The organism is Paenibacillus sp. MMS20-IR301 (assembly GCF_032302195.1).
Classification (GTDB): Bacteria; Bacillota; Bacilli; order Paenibacillales; family Paenibacillaceae; genus Paenibacillus_AQ.
In genome coordinates this window covers 1,918,311-1,944,337 of sequence record NZ_CP135275.1, presented here as the reverse complement: position 1 = coordinate 1,944,337, position 26,027 = coordinate 1,918,311, and the positions used below count along the sequence as shown (strand labels likewise).

Below are 26,027 nucleotides of genomic sequence, written 5' to 3'. Positions count from 1 at the left end.
GCCCTTCATCAGAGAGGGGGGCTCCCTTTATAGTTCATGGGAGGGGCATATGATTAAGCAAAGTATAGAGAAAGGGATCATTCGTATGACCCGGTCCCTGAACCTGAGAAGCAAGATCGTGCTGTTCTACGGCTTGATCGTATTCCTTCCTACAGTGCTGCTGGCGGCAGGAGCCGGCTACATGATGCTGCAGACAGTCAGGGCCAATTATATTCTGACGATCAGGGAAGCGGTGCGCCAGAGCGCCCAGAGCATTGAGTTCCGCAAGCAAAGCTATGATCTGCTGGCAACCCGGACAGCGACCGACGGGGAGCTGATCTCCAGAATCTCCCGCAGCTACGAAGACATTACTGAGCAATTGGGAACCGTTAATTACGTGGACAGATCCTTCCTGCTGACGAGCAAGTATTTGCCGGGCATTGAGAACTTCCGCATTTACCATACCAATGACAGCCTTGTGCAGGACGGCGGACTGCTGTGGAAGCCGGAGGACCGCAAGCTCTCAGGCATGCTTGAGCGGGACTGGTACGCGGAGCGGCTGGCTTCACCGGATAATCTGGTATGGACCAACGCGGGAGATGACCGGAATAAGCTGGTGGTATCACACAAAATCCTCAGCAGCAGCGGCGATGTATACGGAATTGTCTATCTGCTGCTGAATTATAAAAGCGTGTTCGCCGAATCATTCGACCATCCCTTTGACGGGGCCGGAGAAATGTATATCGTAGACGGCAACGAGCGGATTATCGCCTCTTCAGAACCGTCCGAGATCGGCACGCCCCTGTCCTCCTCTTCGCTCAGCGAATACTGGGGCAGGGCGGACGGAACCGTACGGACGAATAACGGGACGGTATTGATTACACAGGAGATCAAATCCGGCTGGCGTGTAGGTGCGCTGGTGCATCTTGACCGGCTGGAGGAACAGTCCCGGCGCATTCTGTATTATATCGCAGCCGGTATCGCATTCTTCCTGCTGCTGTCGATTTTCCTGATCATGATTGTCCTGAAGAATGTAATCTGGCGTATCCGCAAGCTGGGGACCCGGATGACTGATATTTCTGAAGGGTATTTCGAAGCAAAGGTGAAGAACCGCGATAATGATGAGCTGGGTGAGCTGGAGCTGTTGTTCAATTCCATGTCCGGGCGGCTCCGGAAGCTGGTAGAAGAGCATACTGATGCACTGCTTAAAGAGCGTGAGCAATCGTTCCGGGCACTCCAGGCGCAGATTAACCCGCATTTCATCTACAATTCACTCAGCCTGATCCGCTGGCGGGCGCTGGATCTGCAGGATGAGCTGCAAATCCGCACGATTGACGCATTGACGACCTTTTACCGGCTGGCCCTGAGCAATCAGGTGAATGTGACCCGGTTCAGCGAAGAGCTGGAGCATGTGAGGGCTTATCTGGACATTCAGCAGCTCCGGTATCCCGGCCAGGTGTCGGTTGAATGGCAGGTGGAGCCGGAGGTGCTGAATCTCTACACGATTAAGCTGATTCTGCAGCCGATTGTGGAAAACTGCTATCTGCATGGCGGTATTACGGCGAGGACAGATGCGTTCATTCAGATCACAGTTGAAGCCAGGGGCGACAAGGTGCGCCTGCAGATTTTTGATAACGGGAAAGGCATCGGCAAAGAGAAGCTGGAGCAGATCCGGGCGGGTACGTACAGCGGGACCAAAAACGGGTTCGGCATGAAAAATATCAGGGAACGCCTTGCACTGTATTTCGGGCCGGAGGGCTGTCTTGAAATCGACAGTGCAGAAGAGGAATGGACCGCAGTGACGGTTACCATTCCAGTCTGTCACGAGCGTCCTGAGCTGAGAAAAGGGGAGGGATAGCATGCGCGCGTTGATTGTTGATGATGAACCTATGCAAATTCAGGGCCTGCTCCGCCATATCCGCTGGGAGATGCTTGGCTATGAGCCGCCGCTGACCGCCCGCTCCGGGGAGGAGGCGCTAGCTGTACTCCAGGCGAATTCAGTGGATGTACTGATTACCGATGTGGCGATGCCCGGGATGACCGGCATTGAGCTGCTGGCCAGAGTCCAGACTGATTATCCGCAGCAGCAGTCCTTGCAGACGATAATGATCAGCGGCTTCGATGAATTCGAATTCGTGCAGGAGGCCATTCACCTCGGAGCCAAAGCCTATGTGCTTAAGCCGGTGAAGACAGACGAACTGGAGCTTAAGCTTACGGCAATCCGTGAAGCCGCCGAGAAGAAAAAACAGCTGGAGCAGGAAACCGCCCTGCTCAGGGAGAAAGTAACGGAGAGCCGGGAAGTGCTGCTGGAGCGTTTCGTTAAGGATTTGACCGGAGGCTCCGTCCACAGTGAGGAGCTGCTCGATTCATGGCGGCGTCTGCTCGATCTCCCGGCAGGGGATTGGCAGGCTACGCTGTTCCTGTTCGACTGTGACCGTCTTTTCCTGCATAATAGTCATGATGCCAAGGAGCAGATTCTGCTCGACGAAGGACTGCTGAATGCGGTGAAGCTCGGGCTGGGCGGGTTCTCCGGCGTATACACCGGGAAGGCAGGCGCGGGTGAAGCCGCCGTGCTGGTGCTGGAGGAGGTTCCGCAGGTACGGGCCAGGCTGGAGAAGCAGCTGGGCTTCATTCAGGAAGTACTGCGGGAGCAGTATCATACTTCCGTTACGATAGGCATCAGCAGAGAAGCGCGCAGCTGGACAGAAATTCCGCTCCTGTACAAGGAAGTGCGGCATATGATTGCCGATGCGCGGCTGGCCGGCTTCGGGCAGATCGTGTATTTTGACCGGCATCTGATGAACGAATATCATGATTTCAGGCTGCGTGAGGAATACATCCCGGAAATTGTCAAGCTGCTGGAGCTTGGAGAGAACAGTAAGGCTTCTGCTTATGCAGCTCACGCGTTTGAGGTGATGCTGGCCGGAGAGCCTGTCTCTTTCTCTTATGTGCAGGCGTTCGGAATGGGTCTGCTCAGTGAGCTTGCCCGTAAGCTCAAACGGAACAAGGAGACGGACACCGAAATGAACATTCAGATGTGGCAGCGCTTAATTGACTGCACGGGAATGGAGGAGGTCCGGAAGGTGGTTCTGGAATATGTCGCCCGTTATACACTGCATAAGCAGCAGGAGCAGACTGTGAAGGAGCATCATCTGATCCAGCAGGTCCGCCAGCAGCTGGCTGAACATCTGCAGGAGAATCTGACGGTTAAGCAGCTGGCTGAGCAGTTTCATCTGAATTCCAGTTATCTAAGCGTGTTGTTCAAAAAAGAAACCGGCCAGACGATCTCCGATTATGTCCAGGAAACGCGCATGAATAAGGCGAAGGAGCTGCTCCGGGACCCGGGCATCAAGGTGTACGAGGTTGCAGAGCGGGTAGGCTTTCAGACCGCGGCTTATTTCACTTTCCTGTTTAAGAAAAATACCGGCACTACCCCGCAAGAGTATAGAGATTACCATTATTAGGAGTGATAATTGTGCTGTCAAAGATCAGCCTTGAAGGCGAATGGAAGCTGCAGCTGGAAGAGAACGGGCAAGGACTCGTATTGCCTTTTACCGATGTGATTACGCTGCCGGGAACTACATCCCATGCACGCAAAGGACCTAAGAACCGTGAGGTGCTCGTAGGTGCTCTAACGGATGAATATTTGTTCGAAGGCCCGGTCTGGTACTCCAGAGAGTTTGTGATTACGGAGGAGCAGGCCGGCAAGAATGGTTCGTTATACCTGGAACGCACAAGACTTACTACAGTCTGGCTGGACGGCCGGGAGATCGGCAGCCGTGACAGCCTGAACACCGCGCATGTATATGAGCTGCCGCAGCTGCTGCCGGGAACCCATACGCTTACTATCCGGGTGAACAACACTGGTTATCCGACGAAGGGCGGACATATGACCTCGCCGGATACCCAGACCAACTGGAACGGGATTACCGGCCGGATCGAGCTGCAGTTCTACGGGGAATCCAGGCTTAGCGGCATCCGGCTGAAGTCCGATCTGCCTGCCCGCTTGGTACAGATCTCGGCAACGCTGGAAAGTGAGCAGGAGGCTGTACTTGTCGTCTCCGCCAAGAGCTTGAACAGCGATACTGCCCATACGGTGGAGGAGCGTGAATACGCCGTTACACCAGGTGAATTCTCGATTGGTTATGAGCTTGGCGCAGACGCACTGCTCTGGAGTGAATTTGCTCCCCGTCTATACACTGTAACTTTGGAGCTGAGAAACGGCGCCGGACTTCCGGCCGACCGGCAGGAGATTCTCTTCGGCCTGAAGGATTTCCGCGCTGATGGCGACAAGTTCTCCATCAACGGCGAGCAGACCTTCCTGCGCGGCAAGCATGACGGCCTGATTTTCCCGCTCACAGGATATGCTCCGACAGATGTTGAAGAATGGCTGCGGATTCTGGGGATTGCGAAATCGTACGGCATTAACCATTACCGCTTCCATACCTGCTGTCCGCCGGAAGCGGCCTTCACTGCTGCGGATCTGCTTGGCATCTACATGCAGCCGGAGCTGCCGTTCTGGGGCACAATTACAGTAGAAACGGATGAAGGCCATAATCAGGCCGAGCAGGATTACCTGATCAGCGAAGGCTATGCCATTCTCCGGGAATTCGGCAATCATCCGTCCTTCGTAATGATGTCGCTCGGCAATGAGCTGTGGGGCAGCAAGGAGCGGATTGATTCCTTCCTGGCAGATTATAAGGCGTTCGACGACCGCCCGCTCTATACCCAAGGCTCCAATAACCATCAGTGGGTGCCTGAAGTATTGGAGCATGATGACTTCTTCAGCGGCGTACGCTTCACCCGCGACCGGCTGTTCAGAGGCTCCTATGCCATGTGCGATGCTCCGCTGGGCCATGTCCAGACGGCGCTTCCGGGCACGATGAAGGATTATGATGATCAGATTGTTCCTGCTGGCTTCCAGAACGGCGAAGGGGGAGCAGCCGGGGCAGGCGGCGAAATTCTGATCCAGTATGGTACCGAAGCCAAGGCTGTACAGGCTGGCGGAGAATCCGGGGAATGGATTCCGCAGGTGCCGGTGGTCTCGCACGAAATTGGACAATATGCGACCTTCCCTAATTTCGAAGAAATCGGGAAATATACAGGCCCGCTTAAAGCGGAGAATTTCGTTATCTTCAGGGAGCGGCTCGAGAGCAAGGGCATGGGCCACCAGGCTGCCGAATTCTTCGCCAGCTCCGGCCAGCTGGCTGTAGCCTGCTACAAGGAAGAGCTGGAAGCGGCCTTCCGCTCACGCAGACTCGCCGGCTTCCAGCTGCTTGACCTGCAGGATTTCAGCGGCCAGGGTACAGCGCTGGTTGGTGTGCTGGATGCCTTCATGGATTCCAAAGGGCTGATCAGTCCTGAGGAATGGCGCACCTTCTGTAATGATGCCGTTCTGCTGGCGCGGTTCCCGAAATTCAATTATGCCGCCGGCGAAGCCTTCACTGCCCATGTGGAGCTAAGCTGCTTCCGCAGCGGGATGCCGGAGACGGTCAAGCTTCAATGGGAGCTGGCTGTAGAAGGAAATACGTATGCGGAAGGTTCTGCCGAAGCTGCGGTTCCGGCCGGGACACATTATATTGATATCTGTGATCTGGAGGTTAGCCTTCCGGTGGTGCAGACCATGCAGAAGGCTACGCTGTCCCTGCAGATTGCGGGAAGCGATATCCGCAAGAGCTATGACCTGTGGATCTACCCGGAGCAAAACAGCAATCCGCTGGCCGGCATCCACGTGTTCAAGAAGCTGACTGCTGAAGCAACGGCCCTGCTTGATCTAGGGGCAAATGTGCTGCTTATGCCGCAGCCGGAGCTGCTGCAGAATGCAGTGGAAGGCTACTATTGCACAGACTTCTGGTGTTATCCGATGTTCCGTTCCATCTCAGAGAGCATGAACCGGCCTGTGCCGGTCGGCACGATGGGACTGTTAATTGATAATACCCATCCGGTGCTCCGGGAATTCCCGAGTGAAGCCTATTCCACCTATCCATGGTGGACTATTGTCGAGAACTCGAAATCCATTATCATGGATGACGCGGACCATCGCTGGATGCCGGTTGTGCAGACGATCGATAATTTCGAGCGCAACCATAAGCTGAGCTTCCTGAGTGAATGCAGCGTCGGACCGGGCAAGCTGCTGATCTGCGCACTGGATGCTGCTAAGGTAGGCGAAACTCCTGAGGGCAGACAATTCTTGGCCAGCGTTGCAACTTATATGAATTCTGCAGAGTTCAAGCCGGGATATACGGCAACGGCGGAAGAGGTTAACAGACTGATCCGTTAAGGGATAATAGCAATTTGATAGGGGTATTCCACAGCCAGAACCGGCTGGAGGAACACCCCTTTTTGGCGTATAAGTTATTTCGATAGTGAATCAGTAATCGAAATCGCTGAATCCATCAGCGACGGGTCTTGAATCATAACCGTTAAAATCCGTGTTCGGGCCGCATTCTCCATATTGCCAATAACCGCAAGTGTATGAGAGCTGTCTGTCTGCAGCATTTGATCTATAAGCTTGGCTGCGGCTGCCGGGGGCATCTGTGCATAGGTTAAGGCCAGGTTCTTAGAAGGAGTCTTAAGAAGCTCCTGCTGCTTGATGGCATACACCTGCTGCTTCAGCCGGGCAATCTCCTCTTCAGTCCATTCGGAGTACCGTTTCAGCCGGTAGGCAACATCTGCCACGGTTCCCGGGTCCATCTTACTCCAGATATGTGCCCTTTCAATAGACTGCATCTCAGCCATAGCATATACGATTTCTTCAGGTGTTTGGGCCTGAAGTACTGCCGCTGCTTTGGCCGGCGGCATGGCGGCATAGCTTTTGGCGATTTCAACGGCTTCGCTGACCGCAGTGCTTGTCTTGGCCTTGGCCGGAGCTGTTGCCGCAGCTGCCGGACTTACGGACGCAGACGGTGACGGTTTGACGCCAGCTGTAGGGCTTGGACCAGGCGGCACAGATGCAGCATCCGCCGCAGCCTGGTTAACTGGCGGAGGAGTTGCTGCGGCATTGGCAGCCTTGTCCAGCATAGAAGCTGCAAGCTTCGTTACAGGTTTCCAATACAAACCGGCCAGCGCCGTGAGCAGTAGAAGGATCAGGAGAAGAATCCATCCCTTTTTATGTTTGCCGCGCGGGCCGGGCTTTGCTGTTTGAGGCATTGTATTCACTTCCTTCTTCTGTACTCTTTCGCCGCAAAGTATAGCACCGCTAGATTAAGAATCCGTTAGAATTGCCTGATAAATGCCGGTTCGGGTGAAGAAGAGCTAAGGATTAATAATTTTTTAAGAAACGCCAAGTAAACTGGCTATACAAACAGATCAATAAACCATTAAGAGGAAGCAGGAAAGGACGAATATGAACAATTTACCAGCGGTCACTGGCGGGCCTGCCAGCAGAGGGCAGAATTCAGTACGGTTCGCGGAACCCGAGCTGCATCATGAGTTATATTCAATAACTGTAGCTCTTGAGGAAAGAATCGGTGCAACCGGGAGTGAAGCGGTTATAGAGCATTCCCATGCCCTGGAAGAGCTGCTCAGACGGATGCGTTCCCTGCTGGGCAAAGTCGGAGCTCTGCCGGAGAGCAGTCTGCTCGTTGTCCGGGATATCGTTCTCGATCCGGACGGATGGCTGCTGATGAAGGGGGAAGAGCCAATCAGCCTGACCAAACGCGAGTTTGAAATATTTGCAGCACTGCTGAAGAACAAAGGACGGGTAATGACACGGGAATTGCTGCTGGAATCCGTCTGGGGATATGACTCGGAGGTGGATATCAAAGCCGTTGATGTCTATATCAGCTATCTGCGGAGCAAGATTGATGCCGCAGGACAACCAAGTATTATCCAGACTGTCCGCGGTCTCGGTTATGTTATCCGTAACTGATTGTCCTGCTACTTGTGCTTAATAGCAAATACGCTGCCATATGTTCCTTTGAAGGCAGGCTGTCCGAACTCCCGGGTCCAGCCGCTGAGCAGCTTTTGAGACGTACTGCTATGCACGATCACATAATCCGGCTGGTCATATTTCACAATATCCGGGAGATATTCCGAGAATCCGTACATGGAGCGTTCGAAGGCAGTCCAGCCCAGCGCTCCGGTTGAAGCTTTTGTAATAAATGGATCCTGCCGTCCGTCACAGAGCACATCACCGCCCCGGAACATGACGTAACCGGAGGAACCGTACCGGCTGAGCACCTTGGGACGCACTCCCGGTTCAGTCAGCTGAAGGATGTAATTCATCTCGTCCACCGGATAGTTACGGCTGTCTATAGCCGGAGGGAAAAGGAACAGATAGGCTATATTCACCGAGAGGCCGGCTGCGAGGCAGAGCTTCAGCACCGTCCACCGGACCAGACTCTTAGAGAGCTGCAGGCGGTTTATGGGAATAGAGTCGAAGAATATAGCAGCGAAGTAGGGAATAAACAGCCACATGAACAGATTTTGCTTAAAGTTAGAAACTCCTAAATAGAGGATGCCAAGCATGAAGAAATAACGAAACGGCTTTCCTTGAAGGGAGAGCGGCAGGGTGCAGGCAAAGAATAGCAGCAGGAGCAGAATAGGCAGATTCTCCAGGCTGTTAAATTGAATAGGCTGCCATTCATTGATCAGCAGATTGAAGTTGTTACGGGTCACTGTCAAAATGTACAGCAGGCTCTTCAGCCCGCCCGGATTGAGAATACCGATCGTCCATACCAGGCAGAACACGATGATTTGGTGTAAACGCACACTCCGGTTCAGTATAGATTCCAGCAGGGCCATGCCTGTAAAAACAGCAATCACCAGCCAGACTCCGGTGTGGAAGTTAGCAATACCCCAGGAGAGTGCAACCAGAAGCAGCGCATACTTCCGCCGGGGCTCCAGCTGATACTCACGCAAGTACACGAAGAACCAGACAATCATACCGGAGGAGATCATCTGCGGCCGGCCTTTGAAGTAGTTATAATAAATCCAGCAGGAAATAAGCAGGACAAACGGCAGCAGAAGTGCATGCTCCTGGCGTTGTCCGGATTCCTTGCGTGCAGTATGTCCGAGCCGGATTAGACCGAGAATCAGTATGTAAAAGCATACAGCGGTCAGGATATAAATTCCCGGCCAGCCCAGTCCCGTATAGAGCAGGGCAACGATAATCTGAAAGCCGGCTTCATGCGGCACATAAGGCAGCTTGTCGCCGTAGAACGTGTGGATTGCATGATGAAGAATCTGGCCGTGCTGAATCATATACTTGCCGACCTCAATATGCCAGAAGGTATCAGGATCATTGAAGGAATATTTAGGGAACATGAGCAAGACAATACACACAATCAAAATACTGTACAGAGCTGCGGATTTGCTGAATCTCATAATGGTTATCCTCCGGGTTATAGCTGTGACTGGCTCCACTATACCTGCTTAATCTTAAATGACGGTAAGAAAGGACAGGTTAGCGTGAAATTAATATTTCGTTAAGAAATGTTTCACTTAGAGTTTATACTTGGGCATTAAAGTGAAGAAGAGCAAGCAAAACATGCATAGGAGGCTTATTACTTTGCACAATATCATGAATTTTCCGCTCCTCTCCGCCTTAGTTGCAATGCTTATGGCGCAAGTGATCAAGGCCCCCTTACAGCTGGTTGCCCGCCGGACATGGAACCCGGGACTCTGCTTCAGCACCGGAGGAATGCCAAGTTCACATTCCGCAGCAGCAGCAGCCCTTGCGGCATCAGTAGGCATTGTCAACGGCTTCGGCTCCTCGCTCTTTGCAATCGCCGCTGTGGTCTGTACCATTACTGCCTATGATGCAGCAGGAATCCGCCGTCATGCCGGTATGCATGCAGTGCTGCTCAACCGGATCACTCATCATTTGCCTGAAAGCGCAAGGGGCGAGGCGCAGGCCGGACAGTTAAAGGAGCTGCTGGGACACCGCCCGCTTGAAGTCATGGCTGGTCTGATATTAGGGGTCTTAACCAGTGTTACCTTGAACTTTATTCTATAATCCCTATAGAGCCTTGTCTTCATAAGGCTGAAATGCTGTACAATAGGCACATCCGGAATACAACAGAAAGCAAGGAGCCAGGCCGATGTCCATACGAATGAAATTATTATTATCATATGCGGCAATGCTTGTCGTTCCGCTGCTGCTTCTGATCTTGACGGCTATGCTGCTGACAGTCGTCTACCGCGGGGATGTCCAGAGCCTGAAGAGCGCCTATGAGAAGAAATTTGAGGGCCTCGAAGAGGAGGATACCCGGAATCTGATCAAGCATACCTTCGTGCAGAATCCTGAGCTGCTGACAGATACGGCATTCCTTGATGAATTATCCGCAGATATGCTGAAGAAAAACACTTCGGTGCTGATCCGCTCAAACGGTGTCACATCCTATGCCTCTGATAAGCTTGTACTCAAACAAGAAATCATCGACAGGTTACCGGCATTCAAGAAAGCAGGAGCGCGTATAGAGCCCTATCGGGATCACGCGGATAATGAATGGTACGAGGTTGCCCAGTTTGATCTCATGGATTCCGCGAATAAGCCGGCCAGCATTTTCCTGATCAACGCGGTCGATCCGCTCGTCAATTTTATCCGCACCTTTTTCCCTGTTTTGTTCATCTCTACGCTGATTGTCCTTATATTGACTCATATTCTGCTGACCACCTATATGTCACGCAGGATCATCCGCCCGCTGCTGGAGCTGCGTAAGGCTGCCCGTAAGGTAACCGAAGGAAATCTGGATTTCCGTGTGGAGATCAGCAGCAGGGATGAGCTGGGCCAGCTTGGCAATGCTTTTGAAGAAATGAGATTCAGACTGCAGGAGTCGCTTCATGTCCAGCAGCAGTATGAGAACAACCGTAAAGAGCTGATAACGAATATTTCACATGATTTGAAGACGCCGATCACGGCGATTAAAGGTTATGTTGACGGAATATTGGAAGGTGTTGCTGATTCACCGGAGAAGTATGAGAAATACATGCGGACCATAGCCGCCAAAGCCGGCGAAATGGATCATTTAATCAATGAGCTGTTCCTCTACTCGAAGCTGGATATGCAGAAGCTCCCCTTTACCTTCGAGCAGGTTCCCTTTCTGCCATTCCTGCAGGATTGGGCGGAGGAGCTTGCGGTGGAGCTGGAAAAGCAGACGATAGAGCTGGAGATGGAAATGACCGGCGGCGTTGATGTGTTTGTCTCAGTTGACCGTGATTCCTTCAAGCGTGTGCTGGGCAATATCATTCAGAACAGCCTGAAATATATGGATAAAGCGGTGAAACGGATTTCGCTCCGGACCTGGGTGGAGGCGGACAGCATTACACTGGCGGTTACAGATAACGGTCCGGGTATCCCTGCAGAAGCTGTGGAGCATATTTTTGAACGTTTCTACCGGGCGGAGCAGTCCAGAAATACAAGCACCGGCGGCAGCGGACTGGGTCTGGCTATAGCCAAGCAGATTATTGCCGGGCATGGCGGAGACATCTATGCCGATTCTCAGGAAGGCCAAGGTACAACGATCCGCATTGTGCTGCCGGCCAGTAAAGGAGGAACAGCAGGATGAAAGGCAATATTCTAATTGTTGAGGATGAACCGTCGATCGCTGAGCTGCAGCGGGATTACCTGGAGATGAACGGATATCGGACGGAGATTGCCGTCGATGGCGAACTGGGCCTGGAGCTTGCTCTTAGCGGGAGATTTGAGCTGATCGTACTCGATGTTATGCTGCCTAAGCTGAACGGGTTCGAGGTATGCCGGAGAATCCGCGATGAACTCGATATCCCGGTTCTCATGGTAACCGCAAGGCGTGAGGATATTGATATTGTCCGCGGTCTTGGGCTGGGGGCAGATGACTATCTGACTAAGCCGTTTAAGCCGGCAGAGCTGGTCGCCAGGGTGAAGGCCCACATCTCACGCTACGACCGGCTGAAGGGGAATAGCCCGGCTACGAATGAGCTGGAGGTTAAGGGTCTACGGCTGAACCCGGATTCCCGCCGTGCTTATATCAGGGATGAGGAGATTACACTGACGACCAAAGAGTTTGATCTGCTCTATTTCCTGGCGAGACATCCTAATTTCGTATTCAGTAAGGATCAGCTGTTCGAGCGGCTGTGGGGGGTGGATTCCTTAGGCGATTCGCAGACCGTCACCGTGCATATCCGCAAGCTGCGTGAGAAAATTGAGGAGGATTCCGCGAATCCGCTCTATATCGAGACGTTATGGGGGGCGGGATACCGCTTCCGTTCCTGAATGCTGCAAGACAAGTTTACCTTACTCAAGCCAAAGCTGATGCGTACCACACGCGGATGCTTTGGCTTTTTTTCAAAATATAAGAATTTATATGTAGCACAAGATAATTTATCCTTCTATTTCTCGCTGAAACACCCCGTCCTCAAGGACGGCGTAGCCGTTTCTACTTGTGCCCGGGAGTTAAGAATAATTTAAGGGTCAGTTCATAGGCAATTCAGATTTACCCGTTACTCTACAATTGCAAAGTTGAAATTATAAGCGGTGTGCAAAGTGATTTGCAATAAGGAGGAACCGGGATGGATAGCGTGGTCAGATTAACCGGAATCAGTAAAGAATTTCACAATGGCCGGGGAGTGAGCGGAATTAACCTGGAGCAGTCGTTTCCGGCCATCATGCGGAAGGTTGGCTGCATGATCGAATCGGCTGATTTCTACGCTTACATTACAGCCGTCCAGTATTTGAAGCTTAGCGCCAGCTTTTATCCGGAGGCGAGATCAAAGCGGATTGACGAGGGACGGACACCACAGCCTTTATTCGCTCAAAAAAGGTCATTTGGGCGGGCTTACGGACACGACGGCCCTTATCCGCCGCTTTTCATGGGCAAACTCCACTTTTCCGGTGAAATAACGTCTCTCATGTCCGCAAGTCCGACACTCCGGTACCGTTCCTCAGGCTTAACGTCCCTCATGTCCGTAACGCTAAGCTAGTCACTTGAATAACCGTTGCGTGGCTGGCTGATTACTACTATTTATGGTGAACATTCTGTAACTCAGGAGGTCGCTAGTGCCCCTACATATCCCCCCGACTCTCTTTTTTCTAAAGTTTTTTAGTTCTATCTATATAGTTGTTATTTTAGGCTTGGTTTTTTATCTTACGAAAACAAAAAGGGATCAAATTTAGAGGTAGGTGATAAGTCTTATAAGACTCTAGCCAGAGACAGTCTTCCAAAAAGGAGCTTTCAGAATGAAACAGAATCCTGTTGTGCTTATTGTGACATCCAAGTTCGGGGACGGGCATCTCAAAGTCTCTGAAGCCATCAGCCAGTCCTTTGAGTCCAGAGGGGTTCAGAATGTTCATGTTGTTGATCTGTTTGCTGAGGTGCATCCCCGCCTGAACGGGCTGTCCCGGAAATTCTATCTGAACAGCACCTATCTTGCCCAGGAGTTCTACGGCCTGCTGTACGAAGCCACCCGGATGATGAAGCCGGGTCAGGCACTGGGCAAGCTTCTCCATTCAATGGGAAAAATGCGGGTCTTACAGCTGCTGGAGGAGATCCGCCCGGATATCATTATTCATACCTTTCCGTATTTAGCAGCAGCACAGCTGGTCAAGGAAACTGCTGCTCAAGTGCCTATTTATACTGTGATGACTGACTACGTGCTTCACGGCAGATGGCTGCATCCGAATACAACGAAATATTTCATTGCAACGGAGGAGCTGAAGCAGTTCTTACTCGCTGCGGAGGTCCCGGAAGAGCGGATTGTGGTCAGCGGAATTCCTGTCCGCCGCGGGTTCAGTCAGCCCCAGCCGCGCGAGGAGCTGATGCAGCAGTACGGGCTGGACCCTGCCAGGCAGCATTTGCTGCTCGCAGCCGGTGCGTACGGGGTGCTGTCCAATATCAGCGGCCTGATCCAGAATGTCCTGGAGCATACAGAGCTGGATCTGATCGTGGTGTGCGGGAATAATCACAAGCTGCGCTCTGTTATTGAAGAAGCCTACGGCAATCACGAGCGGGTTCATATCCTTGGCTACACAGATAAAATGCACGAGCTGATGGCAATGTCTTCCTGCATCTTGACCAAAGCAGGGGGAATTACGCTCTCCGAAGCCATTGCCCAGACGCTGCCCGTCATTGTATACAAGCCGCTGCCCGGCCAGGAAGCGGGAAATGCTGCAGCGCTTGCCAGCCGGAGGATCATTGATGTAGTCCAGGATGAGGCTGAATTGATCTCGCGGCTTCAGCAGCTGCAGCAGCAGGGCTACAGGGAGGACTGGCAGCGGAGGCTGCGGGAGGTCAAGCCGGATTCACCGGCTGAGCGGATCGTCTCCGAGGCAATTGAGGCCTTTAGCCTGCAGCATCCATTCACTATGCAAGCCAAGCAACAGCTGAAAGAGGGGCAGGTGACAAGAGTTCATGGATATAACTAAATCTAAATCAGGGGCGAAGCAGGCCTTTACCCGGCTTGCCGTCATTGTATTCTTTATCGAGTGGATTCGTGGAGCAGTGCTGGTTGCCTTCTTGCCGGCCACAGCATTAAGCGGGACAGGATTGTCGGTCTCCGTCGTCGGTGTGGCAGTATCCGTGCATTATTTGACTGACAGCATTATCAAAGGCTTCGTCGGCTATCTGCTGGACCGGTTCTCCGGCAAGCTTATTCTTCATATCGGTTTCATCATCGGGGTAGCCGGGATCCTGCTTATGATTACTACACATAACCCGTGGGTGCTGATCGGGGCCTCAGCGTGTCTCGGGGCCGGCTTCTCACCGATCTGGATTCTCTGCATGAGTCAGATTGAGCAAGAGAACCGGGCGCAGCGGATGGGCATGCTGTACGTATACTGGATGGCGGGGCTGGGTCTCGGACCCGTCATGATGAACTTCATTCTGGGCAGAAGCGTGGAGTTATCCCTGCTGTTCATCATCTTGTTTCTTGCTGCCGGGTGGATGGTCGCAGCCTTCATTCAGCTGGATCAGATTGTAGTTCCGCAGGTGAAGAGCTCACTCGGGAAGCAGTTCAATACCCTTTGGCACAAAATAAAACGCGGCGGATTCCTCGTACCGGGCATGTTCCTGCAAACAATGGCAGGCGGGATGCTGGTGCCGCTGCTGACGAGCTTTGCTGTGAAGCATCTGGGCCTGTCCCATTCCCAGTTATCGGTTGTTATGCTGACGGGCGGTGCCGGTGTCATTCTGCTCCTGGTTCCCATGGGCAAATGGTTTGACCGGGTCGGCGGCAGATGGTTTCTTGTTCTGGGGTTCGCCATGTTTGCGCTTGGCTTATTCGGGCTTACCTCAGTCAGTTCGTTCACCGGGGCAATTGTATTAGCGGTTCTGCTTGGAAGCGGCTATGCTGCCCTGCTGCCGTCATGGAATGCACTGATGGCCCGGTATATCCCGCAGGAATCCGCCAGTGTAAGCTGGGGAATCCTGTTCTCAATAGAGGGGCTGGGCGTAGTCATCGGTCCGCTGATCGGCAGCTGGCTGGTGAGCTTCGGGAACGAGCTGCTCCCGTTCCAGGTCAGCGCCTGCCTGTTCGGGATCATCAGCATTGTATATCTGCTGTCACCCGCGCGGCTGTTCCCCCGTAAGGAGAATCAGGCTAAGCTGCAGACGGACACCATTAGTTAAGCCGAATGATTAATTGGAATAATATCAGACCGATAGCACCAATAAGAGCGGCTCTGTATCTACTTACGGAGACCGCTTTTCGTGCAGCAGATGGAATAAGAGGGGTTATATTATGAAATTTCCTGATAAGCTTAATTAATTCTTTAGCTTTTCCTTAGATTTGGTTTAGACTGGATTAAGAATGGCAGGCTATAGTTACAATTAGTGCTGTTTGTAAGAATAGACAGAGGGGGATTCACCATGTATACCATTCTCATTGCTGATGATGAGTCGGAGATTGTAGAGCTTCTGCAGCTGTATCTGGAGAAGGAGTATAACATTCTGCAGGCACACAGCGGAACGGAAGCCCTGAAGCTCATGCAGAGCAACAAGGTAGATTTGGCGATTCTCGACATTATGATGCCGGGGATGGACGGGCTGCAGCTGCTGAAGCGGATCCGCGAGCATGAGCATTTCCCGGTGTTATTCCTGTCGGCCAAGAGCCAGCATCATGATAAAATTCTCGGTCTGGAGCTGGGGGCCGACGATTATATCTCGAAGCCCTTCAATCCGCTGGAGATTGTAGCCCGTGTCGGGGCATTGCTGCGGCGGGTGCATCAGTTCGATGCCCAGGCTCCGGCAGAAGAACAGGTGAAGGAGCAGATTGTACTCGGACGGCTGACCCTGGACCGGAGCAGCTGCCAGGTGGAAGTAGCCGGGCAGCCTGTTGCCCTGACCTCAACTGAATACAAAATTCTCGAGCTGCTCATGGAGCAGCCAGGCCGGGTGTTCACGCGCAAGAAGATTTATGAAACGGTCTGGGAAGATTTCTACGTCTATGAGGATAACAGCATTATGGTGCATATCAGCAATATCCGCGACAAGATCGAACGTGATTCCAAGAAACCGGAATACCTGAAGACGATCAGGGGATTGGGGTACAAAATTGAAGCACCCGTGGAAAAGTAGGGACAACCGCCCGCTGCAGACGTCGCTGACCATAGATTTTCTGCTGTTTAACTGTATGCTGCTGATGCTGGTCCTCGGCGTGTACCTGTTCGTTCAGAAAGATATTACCCACGTCATTATGGATAAAATGATCCCCGATCCCGAGCTGTCAGTAGAAGCTGTCGATTACAGCAGGGAGCTGGGCGAAGGGCCGGAAAGCGAACGTCTGCTGCAAAGCGGCGGCTGGCTGGAGCTGCTTGATTCCGGCAAGCAGGTTATCCGGGTTGTTGGCGACAAGCAGGATACGGCCATGGGATATGATGAGGACAGCCTGTTTCTCGGGCTGGAGAACCGGAGTGATCAGCCTTATTACTACTCCATTACCCGCCTGGAAGAAGGCAGTGAAGCGGCCTTCCTTCTGCTCAAAATTCCGCGGCATATAATCAAAGTATCCATTAATAACGAACTGCTGGTTTCCTACTTGAACCATTCGGTATTTTTCTATGTGTTCGTAGTCAGCGGTCTGATTCTGCTGCTGATCTTCGTATACAGCTATTGGGTATCGAGACGCATCAAGCGCCCTCTGCGGGTGCTCAATCTGGGGATGACGCGGATGATGGAAGGGCATTACAATACGCGGATTGCCCTCTACGCCGAGACGGAATTTCTGCGGATCGGCAACAGCTTCAACTATATGGCCGATGTGATACAGAAGACTACAGAAGAGAAGCGGATGGCTGAGCGAAGCAAGCAGCGGCTGATGATGGATCTGTCCCATGACCTTAAGACACCAATTACGAGCATTCAAGGCTATGCGCAGGCGCTCATTGAAGGACGGGTTACGGACCAGGAGCGGCAGACCAAATATCTGAATTATATCTATACGAAGTCGGTGCAGGTAACGAAGCTGATTCAGCATATGCTGGACCTGCTCAAGCTGGATTCACCGGATTTCATTGTCCGTGTGGAGCGGCTGGAGCTGGGTGACCAGCTGCGGGAGATTATTGCTGATACTTACGGGGATATCGAACAGAAATCATTCGAGCTGCAGCTTCAGCTGCCGGAAGAAGAGGTCTATGCCCGCTATGATCCGGAGCTGTTCGCCAGTGTAATCAATAATCTGATTGGAAATGCATTAGCTTATAATCCTGAAGGCACCTGCATCCGCGTAACTGTCATTCCTGAGGATACAGAGGTACGGATTGAGATTGCCGATAATGGGGTGGGAATTCCCCGGGAGCTCTGGTCCACGATCTTCGATCCGTTTGTACGCGGTGATGAAGCCCGGTCGACCAGCGGCGGGACGGGCCTCGGGTTATCGATTGCCAAGAAAAACGTGGAGAAAATGGGCGGCACACTGCTGCTTGAGAGCAGCGGCGGGGAGCCGACGATATTCACTATCCGTATTCCGCGTTAGTATGCAGCTGCTGCTGCCGGATAGAATCTGAGACAGGAGACGCTCATGGCCAAATTGAATCTGTTTATCCGTATCTGTATTGCGGTGCTGCTGGTGCTCGGCATTATCTATGTCGGCTCACAGGTCAAGTTCATCTTCACACCGGTGCTGTCACTGTTCCGTGTGGTGATTGTACCGCTGATGCTGGCGGTGTTCTTCTATTATTTGCTGAGGCCGCTGATTGATCTGCTGGCTGCCCGCAGGCTGAACCGCTCAGCAGCTATTCTGCTGGTGTATGTGTGTATTGCCATATTGCTGCTCGGCTTCAGCGTCGGGGTATGGCCATCGCTGCAGAATCAGCTGATGAATCTGGTCAACAACATGCCGAGTATCTTCAAATCTGTCGGTGAGCAGCTGACAAAGCTGGAGGACAGCCAGCTGCTGTCGTCGCTGATTCCCGCAGATATGAATCCGGCCGGCCAATTGATGGAGTATTTGAACAAGGGCTTCTCACTGATTACATCATCGGTCTCGGAGCTGATCTCCTTTGTCTCCAACTTCGCTGTTGTACTGTTTACATTCCCGATTCTGCTGTTCTATATGCTGAAGGAAGGCGGCAAGTTCGGAGACAGAGTGATTAGAATCTTCCCCCGGAGTTATCATGAAGAGGGAGCCGGGGTGGTCGCAGAAATTGACGAGGCGATGAGCGGCTTCATCGTTGGCAGAGTGCTGGTGAATCTGGCCCTTGGCGTGCTCATGTATGCCGGATTCCTGATGATCGGTCTGCCTTACGCGCTGCTGCTGACTATCGTAGCGGTACTTATGAACTTTATCCCGTTTATCGGAGCGATACTCTCAGCCGTGCCGATCTTTATCTTCGGCCTGATTGAATCACCGTCTACAGCAGTCTGGTCGATTGTTGTCGTGCTGGTCGCCCAGCAGATCCAGGATAATGTGGTGGCGCCATATATATTCGGAAAAAGTCTGGATATCCATCCGCTGACCACTATCATCCTGGTGCTGGCCGGAGGGGATTTCGGCGGAATCATTGGCATTCTGCTGATTATCCCGGTATATATGATGCTTAAGATAATTACAGTTAAGCTGTATCAGCTGTTCATCCGCCAGCGCCGGGGAGAAGAGCCGCCGCAGCTGTCCGCAGACTCAGCAGAATGAATAACAGAAGGCCCGGCGTATGCGGCAGAGCATACACCGGGCCTTCTGCCAGTTCAGGAGATGGGCTACGGTCCCGCCGGCAATCTTGCTCAACTAGCTTATAGCCCAGGGTCCGGTTCACCGGAATAGAAATCCTGCAGTACCTGCCGCGAGGCTTCCTTATTCTCTGCGTAGTTGATTGTGTAGATACAGGAATAGATCACATTCAGTACATATTCGAAGGCAATCTGCGAGGAGAAGGTACCGATCTTGGCATGCTTCACTTCATCCTTAGGCACCTGGATACACAGTGTACTGAGCTTGGCGAGTTGTGTTTCATGTGCTGCCGTAATTGTGATGAACGGGATATGTTTGCGGGAGAGCACCTGCGCAGCCTTCAAATCATTGGCCGTCAGGCCGTGGTAGGTCAGGAACAAAGCACAATCCTGCTGCGAAGCATTCACTGTGTGGTATTCCCATTCGGACAGCTCTGTAGCGATAATAGGATATTTATTAATTTTGATCAGCTTGTTCTGAAAGCTCTTCGCCCGGATCTCCGAGTCGCCCAGCGCATATATGAATATTCTGCCCGCCCGGTTCAGCACATCCGCTGCCTCCGCCAGCTGGGCATTCTCCAGATAAGCGAAATTTTTCTCAATCGTTTCCTTCATTAATTCTGCAATTTCTCTGGCCACCTGGAGCGGGGATTCACCGTGCCCGAACGGATAATTGGCATCCACATTTGAAATAGCATGGGCCTCCAGCTGGAACTCGCGGGACAGGGTCAGAATGAAGTCCTTATAACCGGCCAGTCCGAGCTTGCGGATCAGACGGTTGATCGCGGAGTGTGAAGTATAAGTGGCTTTGGCCAGCTCCTGAATCGACATCGGCAGAACCTTGTCCTTATGGGCCAGAATGTATGTGGCAATACTGATTTCATTGGCGGTAAAATGATTCATTCCCGACAGCTGCTGCATCAATTTCATGGATTCACCTCAGACCCTAAATTTCAGTTGCCTGCTCCGCTCCGGCCGCCTGAACATTATGTTCAGAGAAAACGATCAGACCGGATGGAACAGCGGATAATTGTACCGTAATGCCTGCAATGGCTTCACAGCAGGCGTTTTTTTTCTATAATGAATGAATAAGAAGGGGAGGAATAATTATGCTGACACTCGGATACATCGGCAACGGCAAAAGCACAAACCGCTACCATCTTCCATTTGCACTCAACCGCGATCACTTGAAGGTAAAGACCATTTATGCGCGCACCCTGGGTAAAAAAGAATGGGATGCCATCCCTGGTGTAACGTATACAGACGATCTTGAAGCTGTAATGAACGATCCGGAAATCGGACTGATTGTGGTCTGCACCCACACGGACTCCCATTACCATTATGCCAAAATGGCGCTTGATCACGGCAAGCATGTACTGGTGGAGAAGCCGTTTATGCTGACTGAAGAGGAAGCGATATCTATATTCCAGTATGCCAAGGAGCGGAATCTGATCATCCAGTGTTACCAGAACCGGAGGTATGATGCGGATTTCCTGACAGCACAGCAAGTCATTGCTTCCGGTAAGCTTGGTGATCTGCTTGAGGTGGAGATGCATTATGATTACTACCGTCCTGAGGTTCCGGCTGCGCTGCCATACTCCAAATACAACAGTTATTTATACGGGCACGGCTGTCACACGATCGACCAGGTCCTGTCTTATTTCGGCAAGCCGGATCACATTCATTATGATGTGCGCCAGCTGCTGGGTCCCGGACGGATGAATGATTACTTTGATCTGGATTTCAGCTACCCCGCACTTAAGGTATCGGTTAAATCCAGTTACCACCGCTTAAAGGAACGGCCAAGCTTCGTAATATACGGTACAAAAGGTGTGTTCGTCAAGCAAACGAAGGACCGCCAGGAGGAGCATCTGAAGCTGTTCTACCTGCCGCAGGGGCATCCGGATTTCGGTATTGATCTGCCCGAGCATTATGGTATTCTAACGTATCTTGATGCTGAGGGCAAGTATCATGAAGAGAAGGTAATCTCCGCCAAAGGTGATTATGCGCGGGTGTATGACGGGATTTATGATGCTATTGTACTGGGCAAGAACAAAGTAATTAAGGATGAGGAAACGACGCTGGTGATGCAGATTCTGGAGCAGGGCATGGAGGGGTGTCATTAGATGAGACTTGGTATTGCAGGAGCGGGAAATATTGTTAAAGATCTGCTGAGCTTCGTCGGTGAGATTCCGGGAATCAGTCTGAGCGCAATCTGTTCAAGACCCGGCAGAGAGGAAGCGCTGCAGCGGCTGCAGGCACAGCATGGGATTTCTAGAATATACACAGATTACAGTGCGATGCTGCAGGACGTGGAAGTGGATACCGTATATGTGGCCGTCCCGAATCACTTGCATTATTCCTATACTAAGGATGCGCTTTTAGGGGGTAAGCATGTTATCTGTGAAAAGCCGTTCACTTCCAGCCTGCAGGAGCTTCAGGAGCTGGAACAGCTTGCCAAGGAGCGGGAGCTGATCCTGCTCGAAGCGATCTCGAATCAATATCTGGTCAATGCTGCGCTGCTGAAGGAGCACTTGTCCGGGCTTGGTGTCATCAAAATGGTCTCCTGCAACTATTCGCAATATTCATCGCGGTATGATGCATTCAAGCAGGGCGTGGTCTTGCCGGCGTTTGATCCGCTGATGTCCGGCGGAGCCCTGATGGATATTAATATCTATAATATCCATCTGATCGTCGGCTGCTTCGGCAGCCCGCAGAAGGTAGAGTACCGGGCCAATATCGAGCGGGGCATTGATACCTCGGGCCTGCTGCTGCTTGATTACGGGGACTTCCACTGCGCTTGCATCGGCGCCAAGGACAGCTCGGCTGTCAGCTCAGTGAATATTCAGGGGACGGAGGGCTACATATACATGGCTGGTTCGGCAAATGTATGTGACGCCTTCGAATATGCAGCACATCAGCAGAAGCCCGTCCGTGTTGACCGGAAGGACCATCCCCACCGGATGTATGATGAGTTCCTTGCCTTCGAGCAGATGATCGCGGAGCAGGATCACCCGCAGGCTGCGGAGCGGCTCGCACACAGCGAACGCGTGATGATGGTGGTGGAGCAGGCGAAGCGCAGCGCCGGACTGGTGTTTGGTAAGGACTGCAAGAATTAAGCAGGCGAGATATATAAATAAAGCGCAGGGTTCTTCCGCTATTTGGAAGGCGTCTGCGCTTTGTTTATCTTTTGGACGATTTGATATACAATTATTAACAGCAATAGAAGTACATAAATTTGTGAACAGGTATTTATTCTGAATTCTTACAGAAGGATGTGCAAGCAATGAACCGGGATACAATTAACGAAATTGCTAAGAACACAATGAGTTACCGGAAGTCACATTTACACAGGGAGAAGGGATTCATCTACTATCATTGTCAGCGTGTAGCCAATATATCGCTAAGCCTAAGAAGGGAACTGTTCCCGGATGAAGATTCTATGGATGATATCATCTATGCTGCCGCCATGCTCCATGATGTAACCAAAGGCATTGAACCCCATCAGGAGACCGGGGCGGTGCTGGTCAAATCCCTGCTGAAGGATGAATGCTCCCCGGAACAACTGGAATTCATCTCGGACATCATTGCCCTTCATAATGTACGTAATCACGAGGAGCTACCGTTCTACATCAAGCTTGTGCAGGATGCGGATATGCTGGATCATTTCGGGAGCATGAATATTTGGACGAAGTTTCTGGGCAGCGCGCACAGCGAGGAGAGCGTGTGGGAGACCCTCCGGTTCTGGGATAGCGGTGAGCATAAACAGTTTTTAGTGAAGGCACGCAGTCAGCTGAACTATAGCCGGTCGAAGGATATTTTTGATCAGAAGCTGAAGTTTGAGCAGCAGTTCCATGAGCGCTTCAAGCTGGAGTGTAACGGGGAAGTAGATTTTAGCTAATTTCTGCGGGAGCCTCGTATTGAGGCTCTTTTTTCATTGATATCGACATAAGGAGGGGGACTGCGGAACCTGTATGAGCGGTGCCCTGCCGGCCAAAAGTTGTAACCGCCCGAAGCTTGGCCGCTACTGCGGGGAACCATTGGGCTTTCATTGTTTATCATTCTGATTCAGCTCAGCAGCCCGGCCTGTTTCAAAATGCTCCATTGCTTGAGGCAAATCCTTCTCATTCATAAGTTCTGCAGGAAAATCAGAAATTGCGAGCGAATTGGCCCATGAGACGGCCTGATGATCATTCTCCGGCTTATCCGACAGCGGCAAGATTCGTATGCTGTACTCGGCTACAGGAATTTTTTGCTCATCCAATATGGCTTCGATCGCTTGTCCAACTTCTGCAATTTTGTTATACGAAACATCCTCATTGAACAAGGTAACGTTAACCATAAGCGGCAGCGGAGGATGGTGGATATCCAGCACCATATCGCGCTCAAGAATCGATATATCTGCCTCGTCTACGAACGGAAGAGAGATGTAATCGAAATCATAGTCAAGCTTGCCGCCAATGATTGCAATGGCTATTCCCTGCAATTCACTGTCCAATCTCCGAAAGGTAGTGAAATAATTGGCCACCTCAAATTCATAGTCATCCCGGATGACCTTTCCGAAGCTGTCGGCAGAAATATTGAAAGCAGTATCCTTACTTACATCCGACTGTACTAATACAATGTACGAACTGAACTTGAAATTGTAACTGGTCTTTTGAACTTTCAAATGAAGGTCCGCGTAATGGGCGTCAATATATTGCTCTGCAGCCTTTTTCGCCAGAAAACCAGACACGGGATTACCTGTAAAACTGTTCACAGCAAACAGTACCAGGATGATTAAGCCCATGCCGGTTATTCCAGCCAATATCTTTTTTATCTTTCCGTTCATCCGTCTGGTCCTCTTTCATAAGCGCATACAATAACACTCTATAGAAATAAGGTAACTTGCTATTCGGGATTGGTCAATAGAACCTTCCATATTTACCAGCTCATTTGCGGTTGAGTCTGCGTTCATAGCCTTTGATGTAGTCAAGGCCTGCCGGGTGCAACCCGCCTGTCCCCGCATATCCGGCAGCGTGAGTATGCTGTAAGACAACAGTAAAGTCACGCTCGTTCATTCCGATCAGCTGGAAATCAGGCTGCTTGCCTGCCCCAATTAGCTTGAGTATTTGATACACAGGGTCTGTACGTAACACTTTATTCCACTTCCTTTCTGCAGATGATAATGAGATAACGTATTCACAGTTAAACAAGTTGGTGACAAGAATTGCTGTTGAACGGAGTGGTGAGACATTAGGCCGATGGTGGTATAATACTTGCTGACACGATTGTCAAAATACAAACAGCCAGGAGGCCGTTATGCAGCCTATTCAACCTAAAGATATTCAATTCCAGATCGAACGGCTTGCCGGAGAAGAATTATTCATCCACCTTGAACTAACAACAGGTGCTTATGCCAATCACATTGACAGCTCCCGCCCGCCGGGATCGGCATTCATCAGCAATGCAGTGATCCGTTATTCACACGGCTCTATTTCTGGAAACGGCCCGTACCGGGTAGGACTGAAGACTGAGCATGGCTGGATTTATGCCGAAGGCCTGACTCATGTCGATGAGAACGAAACCGAGCGGCTGATTCTGGCCGGACATGATAATCAGGGCAAGCTGATTGTAGCTTTGCAGCTCAGCCGGAACCCTTTTTAAGAAAGCAGAGGATGAATTACACATGAACAATAAACTGATGGAACATCGGAGAATTCTGGTGGTGCTTCCGCATCCGGATGATGAAGCGTATTTCGTATCCGGAACACTCGCCAAGTACATAGACGCTGGTACCCATGTCACTTATGCCTGCCTGACGCTGGGCGAAATGGGGCGTAATATGGGCGTTCCGCTGATTGCGAACCGGGTTACGCTGCCGGTTATCCGGAAGGAGGAGCTTGCAGCCTCCTGTCAGGCGATTGGAATTCAAGACTTAAGGATGCTCGGCTTCCATGATAAAATGATCGAATTCGAAGACCCGGCGCTGCTGGACGGTCAGATTCTGGCGCTGGTGCAGGAGCTGCAGCCCTCACTGGTAATTACCTTCTACCCGGGCTACAGCGTGCATCCCGATCATGATGCTACCGGTGCAGCCGTTATTCGGACCATTGCCTGTATACCTGCAGCAGAACGGCCGGTCGTACACTGTGTCGCATTCTCCAACAATCACAAGCAGAAGATCGGAAATGCGGATGTGATTATAGATGTGACATCCTTCCTCGCCGCGAAGCTGGAATCCATCCTGTCGCACCGCTCGCAGTTCCAGGCGGACAAGGTTCTGGGGGGCAGGGACATTAATGATGCTGAAATCCGCAGCAAGTTCGGTACTGAGCGGTTCTGGACCTACCAGTTTGCTATGCGCACAGAGCTGGAGGACAAAGTATTGGCGGGATGCAACGGATAACATGATATTCAGGGGAGGATACAGCAATGACAGAGCAGCAAGTGTATGTGCGGTTCTCAGAGGAAAAGGATGCCGGGGCATTAACTGAGCTGTATAAGCGGAACCGCGAGTTTTTCGCACAGCATTCGCCGGATGTTCCTGAGGAGTTCTACACGGAAGAGTATCAGCGCGATAAAATTATGCGGTATAACGAAGACCGGGCAGAGGACCGGAAATATGATTTCGTGGTCTGCCACAAGGCGGATGACCGGATAATTGGTACTGTCGGCCTGACATTTGTGGTCCGGGGGCCGCTGCAGAGCTGTATGATCGGGTATAGTCTCGACAAGGAGTATAACGGTAAGGGATATATGACGGAGGCTGTGAAGCAGGTCGTACGCTATGCCTTCGACGAACTGAAATTCCACCGGATCACCGGGGAAGTTTCTCCCCGCAATCCGGGTTCCATCCGCGTGCTGGAGAACGCCGGGTTCCACAAGGAAGGAATTGCGCAGCGTAATGTGAAGATTAACGGGGTGTGGGAGGATCATCAGATTCTGGCCATTCTCAACCCCGCGGACGAAATTTAACCATTTGGAGGT

At 51.7% G+C, this 26,027-nt stretch carries 24 protein-coding genes; 19 read left to right on the top strand and 5 right to left on the bottom strand.

The genetic code is table 11. The annotated features are described in order from the left end of the window. Positions 1–49: 49 nt before the first annotated feature. The 3 genes from LOS79_RS08575 to LOS79_RS08565 are packed head-to-tail and all read left to right on the top strand — an operon-like array spanning position 50 to position 6,259. Entirely contained in the window at positions 50–1,837 is a 1,788-nt protein-coding gene (locus LOS79_RS08575; protein WP_315418162.1) for a cache domain-containing sensor histidine kinase, read from the top strand. Between the two features lies 1 nt (position 1,838). After that, a complete protein-coding gene (locus LOS79_RS08570; RefSeq protein ID WP_315418159.1) occupies positions 1,839–3,443 on the top strand; it encodes a response regulator in 1,605 nt (534 codons plus the stop codon). An 11-nt stretch (positions 3,444–3,454) separates the two neighbouring features. Continuing rightward, positions 3,455–6,259, top strand: a complete 2,805-nt coding sequence (locus LOS79_RS08565; protein ID WP_315418156.1) for a DUF8487 domain-containing protein — start codon at positions 3,455–3,457, stop codon at positions 6,257–6,259. 74 nt (positions 6,260–6,333) lie between these two features. On the opposite strand, the gene LOS79_RS08560 is transcribed toward LOS79_RS08565, so the two are convergent. Then, positions 6,334–7,128, bottom strand: coding sequence for a MotE family protein (locus LOS79_RS08560; protein ID WP_315418153.1), 795 nt, complete (start codon positions 7,126–7,128; stop codon positions 6,334–6,336). 196 nt (positions 7,129–7,324) lie between these two features. Here LOS79_RS08560 and LOS79_RS08555 point away from each other — a divergent pair, with 196 nt between their 5' ends. Beyond that, the gene (locus LOS79_RS08555) at positions 7,325–7,849 is read left to right on the top strand and encodes a winged helix-turn-helix domain-containing protein (protein ID WP_315418150.1); all 525 of its coding nucleotides are present in this window, start codon (positions 7,325–7,327) and stop codon (positions 7,847–7,849) included. Between the two features lie 8 nt (positions 7,850–7,857). On the opposite strand, the gene LOS79_RS08550 is transcribed toward LOS79_RS08555, so the two are convergent. Next, on the bottom strand, positions 7,858–9,306 hold the full coding sequence (locus LOS79_RS08550) for a hypothetical protein (protein WP_315418147.1): 1,449 nt from the start codon (positions 9,304–9,306) through the stop codon (positions 7,858–7,860). Between the two features lie 196 nt (positions 9,307–9,502). Between LOS79_RS08550 and LOS79_RS08545 the strand changes: the two genes are divergently transcribed. From LOS79_RS08545 to LOS79_RS08505, 9 genes are all read left to right on the top strand, one after another. Next, positions 9,503–9,937: a divergent PAP2 family protein gene (locus tag LOS79_RS08545; protein ID WP_315418145.1), complete on the top strand. Its 435-nt coding sequence runs from the start codon at positions 9,503–9,505 to the stop codon at positions 9,935–9,937. Between the two features lie 97 nt (positions 9,938–10,034). After that, positions 10,035–11,489 carry a sensor histidine kinase gene (locus tag LOS79_RS08540; RefSeq protein WP_315418143.1) on the top strand — a complete coding sequence of 485 codons (1,455 nt, stop codon included), beginning with the start codon at positions 10,035–10,037 and terminating at the stop codon, positions 11,487–11,489. Continuing rightward, positions 11,486–12,175 (top strand): response regulator transcription factor, encoded by a 690-nt coding sequence (locus LOS79_RS08535; RefSeq protein WP_315418141.1) that lies wholly within the window; start codon positions 11,486–11,488, stop codon positions 12,173–12,175. Before LOS79_RS08540 ends, LOS79_RS08535 begins: the two co-directional genes overlap by 4 nt. A gap of 296 nt (positions 12,176–12,471) precedes the next feature. Next, on the top strand, positions 12,472–12,882 hold the full coding sequence (locus LOS79_RS08530) for a hypothetical protein (protein WP_315418139.1): 411 nt from the start codon (positions 12,472–12,474) through the stop codon (positions 12,880–12,882). Positions 12,883–13,138: 256 nt separating this feature from the next. Continuing rightward, complete coding sequence (locus tag LOS79_RS08525) at positions 13,139–14,323, top strand: MGDG synthase family glycosyltransferase (protein ID WP_315418136.1); 1,185 nt, start codon at positions 13,139–13,141, stop codon at positions 14,321–14,323. Continuing rightward, positions 14,310–15,524 (top strand): MFS transporter, encoded by a 1,215-nt coding sequence (locus LOS79_RS08520; protein ID WP_315418134.1) that lies wholly within the window; start codon positions 14,310–14,312, stop codon positions 15,522–15,524. The genes LOS79_RS08525 and LOS79_RS08520 overlap by 14 nt, the downstream gene beginning before the upstream one ends. 240 nt (positions 15,525–15,764) lie before the next feature. Beyond that, positions 15,765–16,472, top strand: a complete 708-nt coding sequence (locus LOS79_RS08515) for a response regulator transcription factor (protein ID WP_315418132.1) — start codon at positions 15,765–15,767, stop codon at positions 16,470–16,472. Then, positions 16,450–17,868, top strand: a complete 1,419-nt coding sequence (locus tag LOS79_RS08510) for a sensor histidine kinase (protein ID WP_315418130.1) — start codon at positions 16,450–16,452, stop codon at positions 17,866–17,868. Before LOS79_RS08515 ends, LOS79_RS08510 begins: the two co-directional genes overlap by 23 nt. 45 nt (positions 17,869–17,913) lie before the next feature. After that, entirely contained in the window at positions 17,914–19,023 is a 1,110-nt protein-coding gene (locus tag LOS79_RS08505; RefSeq protein ID WP_315418128.1) for an AI-2E family transporter, read from the top strand. A 98-nt stretch (positions 19,024–19,121) separates the two neighbouring features. On the opposite strand, the gene LOS79_RS08500 is transcribed toward LOS79_RS08505, so the two are convergent. Next, a complete protein-coding gene (locus tag LOS79_RS08500) occupies positions 19,122–19,988 on the bottom strand; it encodes a MurR/RpiR family transcriptional regulator (protein WP_315418126.1) in 867 nt (288 codons plus the stop codon). A gap of 179 nt (positions 19,989–20,167) precedes the next feature. Between LOS79_RS08500 and LOS79_RS08495 the strand changes: the two genes are divergently transcribed. The 3 genes from LOS79_RS08495 to LOS79_RS08485 all read left to right on the top strand — a co-directional run bounded on the left by LOS79_RS08495 (position 20,168) and on the right by LOS79_RS08485 (position 22,959). Continuing rightward, entirely contained in the window at positions 20,168–21,184 is a 1,017-nt protein-coding gene (locus tag LOS79_RS08495) for a Gfo/Idh/MocA family oxidoreductase (protein WP_315418123.1), read from the top strand. Further along, positions 21,185–22,177 carry a Gfo/Idh/MocA family protein gene (locus tag LOS79_RS08490; RefSeq protein WP_315418120.1) on the top strand — a complete coding sequence of 331 codons (993 nt, stop codon included), beginning with the start codon at positions 21,185–21,187 and terminating at the stop codon, positions 22,175–22,177. A 167-nt stretch (positions 22,178–22,344) separates the two neighbouring features. Then, positions 22,345–22,959: an HD domain-containing protein gene (locus LOS79_RS08485; protein WP_315418117.1), complete on the top strand. Its 615-nt coding sequence runs from the start codon at positions 22,345–22,347 to the stop codon at positions 22,957–22,959. Positions 22,960–23,106: 147 nt separating this feature from the next. Here LOS79_RS08485 and LOS79_RS08480 read toward each other — a convergent pair whose 3' ends face one another. After that, on the bottom strand, positions 23,107–23,847 hold the full coding sequence (locus LOS79_RS08480; protein WP_315418115.1) for a YfjL-like protein: 741 nt from the start codon (positions 23,845–23,847) through the stop codon (positions 23,107–23,109). A 142-nt stretch (positions 23,848–23,989) separates the two neighbouring features. After that, the gene (locus LOS79_RS08475; RefSeq protein ID WP_315418112.1) at positions 23,990–24,196 is read right to left on the bottom strand and encodes a hypothetical protein; all 207 of its coding nucleotides are present in this window, start codon (positions 24,194–24,196) and stop codon (positions 23,990–23,992) included. 163 nt (positions 24,197–24,359) lie between these two features. Between LOS79_RS08475 and LOS79_RS08470 the strand changes: the two genes are divergently transcribed. The 3 genes from LOS79_RS08470 to LOS79_RS08460 are packed head-to-tail and all read left to right on the top strand — an operon-like array spanning position 24,360 to position 26,015. Next, entirely contained in the window at positions 24,360–24,704 is a 345-nt protein-coding gene (locus LOS79_RS08470) for a YojF family protein (protein WP_315418109.1), read from the top strand. Between the two features lie 22 nt (positions 24,705–24,726). Then, positions 24,727–25,446, top strand: a complete 720-nt coding sequence (gene bshB2, locus LOS79_RS08465; protein WP_397386745.1) for a bacillithiol biosynthesis deacetylase BshB2 — start codon at positions 24,727–24,729, stop codon at positions 25,444–25,446. A gap of 26 nt (positions 25,447–25,472) precedes the next feature. Beyond that, complete coding sequence (locus LOS79_RS08460) at positions 25,473–26,015, top strand: GNAT family N-acetyltransferase (protein ID WP_315418107.1); 543 nt, start codon at positions 25,473–25,475, stop codon at positions 26,013–26,015. Positions 26,016–26,027 lie beyond the last annotated feature (12 nt).

What these genes read in the sequence shown, in the direction of transcription:
- LOS79_RS08545 (WP_315418145.1), top strand. Translation starts at nt 9,503, where the DNA reads ATGAATTTTCCGCTCCTCTCCGCCTTAGTTGCAATGCTTATGGCGCAA.
- LOS79_RS08520 (WP_315418134.1), top strand. Translation starts at nt 14,310, where the DNA reads ATGGATATAACTAAATCTAAATCAGGGGCGAAGCAGGCCTTTACCCGG.
- LOS79_RS08550 (WP_315418147.1), bottom strand. Translation starts at nt 9,306, where the DNA reads ATGAGATTCAGCAAATCCGCAGCTCTGTACAGTATTTTGATTGTGTGT.
- LOS79_RS08480 (WP_315418115.1), bottom strand. Translation starts at nt 23,847, where the DNA reads ATGGGCTTAATCATCCTGGTACTGTTTGCTGTGAACAGTTTTACAGGT.
- LOS79_RS08530 (WP_315418139.1), top strand. Translation starts at nt 12,472, where the DNA reads ATGGATAGCGTGGTCAGATTAACCGGAATCAGTAAAGAATTTCACAAT.
- LOS79_RS08500 (WP_315418126.1), bottom strand. Translation starts at nt 19,988, where the DNA reads ATGAAATTGATGCAGCAGCTGTCGGGAATGAATCATTTTACCGCCAAT.
- LOS79_RS08540 (WP_315418143.1), top strand. Translation starts at nt 10,035, where the DNA reads ATGAAATTATTATTATCATATGCGGCAATGCTTGTCGTTCCGCTGCTG.
- LOS79_RS08485 (WP_315418117.1), top strand. Translation starts at nt 22,345, where the DNA reads ATGAACCGGGATACAATTAACGAAATTGCTAAGAACACAATGAGTTAC.
- LOS79_RS08525 (WP_315418136.1), top strand. Translation starts at nt 13,139, where the DNA reads ATGAAACAGAATCCTGTTGTGCTTATTGTGACATCCAAGTTCGGGGAC.
- LOS79_RS08470 (WP_315418109.1), top strand. Translation starts at nt 24,360, where the DNA reads ATGCAGCCTATTCAACCTAAAGATATTCAATTCCAGATCGAACGGCTT.
- LOS79_RS08460 (WP_315418107.1), top strand. Translation starts at nt 25,473, where the DNA reads ATGACAGAGCAGCAAGTGTATGTGCGGTTCTCAGAGGAAAAGGATGCC.
- LOS79_RS08515 (WP_315418132.1), top strand. Translation starts at nt 15,765, where the DNA reads ATGTATACCATTCTCATTGCTGATGATGAGTCGGAGATTGTAGAGCTT.
- bshB2 (WP_397386745.1), top strand. Translation starts at nt 24,727, where the DNA reads ATGAACAATAAACTGATGGAACATCGGAGAATTCTGGTGGTGCTTCCG.
- LOS79_RS08555 (WP_315418150.1), top strand. Translation starts at nt 7,325, where the DNA reads ATGAACAATTTACCAGCGGTCACTGGCGGGCCTGCCAGCAGAGGGCAG.
- LOS79_RS08505 (WP_315418128.1), top strand. Translation starts at nt 17,914, where the DNA reads ATGGCCAAATTGAATCTGTTTATCCGTATCTGTATTGCGGTGCTGCTG.
- LOS79_RS08535 (WP_315418141.1), top strand. Translation starts at nt 11,486, where the DNA reads ATGAAAGGCAATATTCTAATTGTTGAGGATGAACCGTCGATCGCTGAG.
- LOS79_RS08570 (WP_315418159.1), top strand. Translation starts at nt 1,839, where the DNA reads ATGCGCGCGTTGATTGTTGATGATGAACCTATGCAAATTCAGGGCCTG.
- LOS79_RS08575 (WP_315418162.1), top strand. Translation starts at nt 50, where the DNA reads ATGATTAAGCAAAGTATAGAGAAAGGGATCATTCGTATGACCCGGTCC.
- LOS79_RS08490 (WP_315418120.1), top strand. Translation starts at nt 21,185, where the DNA reads ATGAGACTTGGTATTGCAGGAGCGGGAAATATTGTTAAAGATCTGCTG.
- LOS79_RS08560 (WP_315418153.1), bottom strand. Translation starts at nt 7,128, where the DNA reads ATGCCTCAAACAGCAAAGCCCGGCCCGCGCGGCAAACATAAAAAGGGA.
- LOS79_RS08495 (WP_315418123.1), top strand. Translation starts at nt 20,168, where the DNA reads ATGCTGACACTCGGATACATCGGCAACGGCAAAAGCACAAACCGCTAC.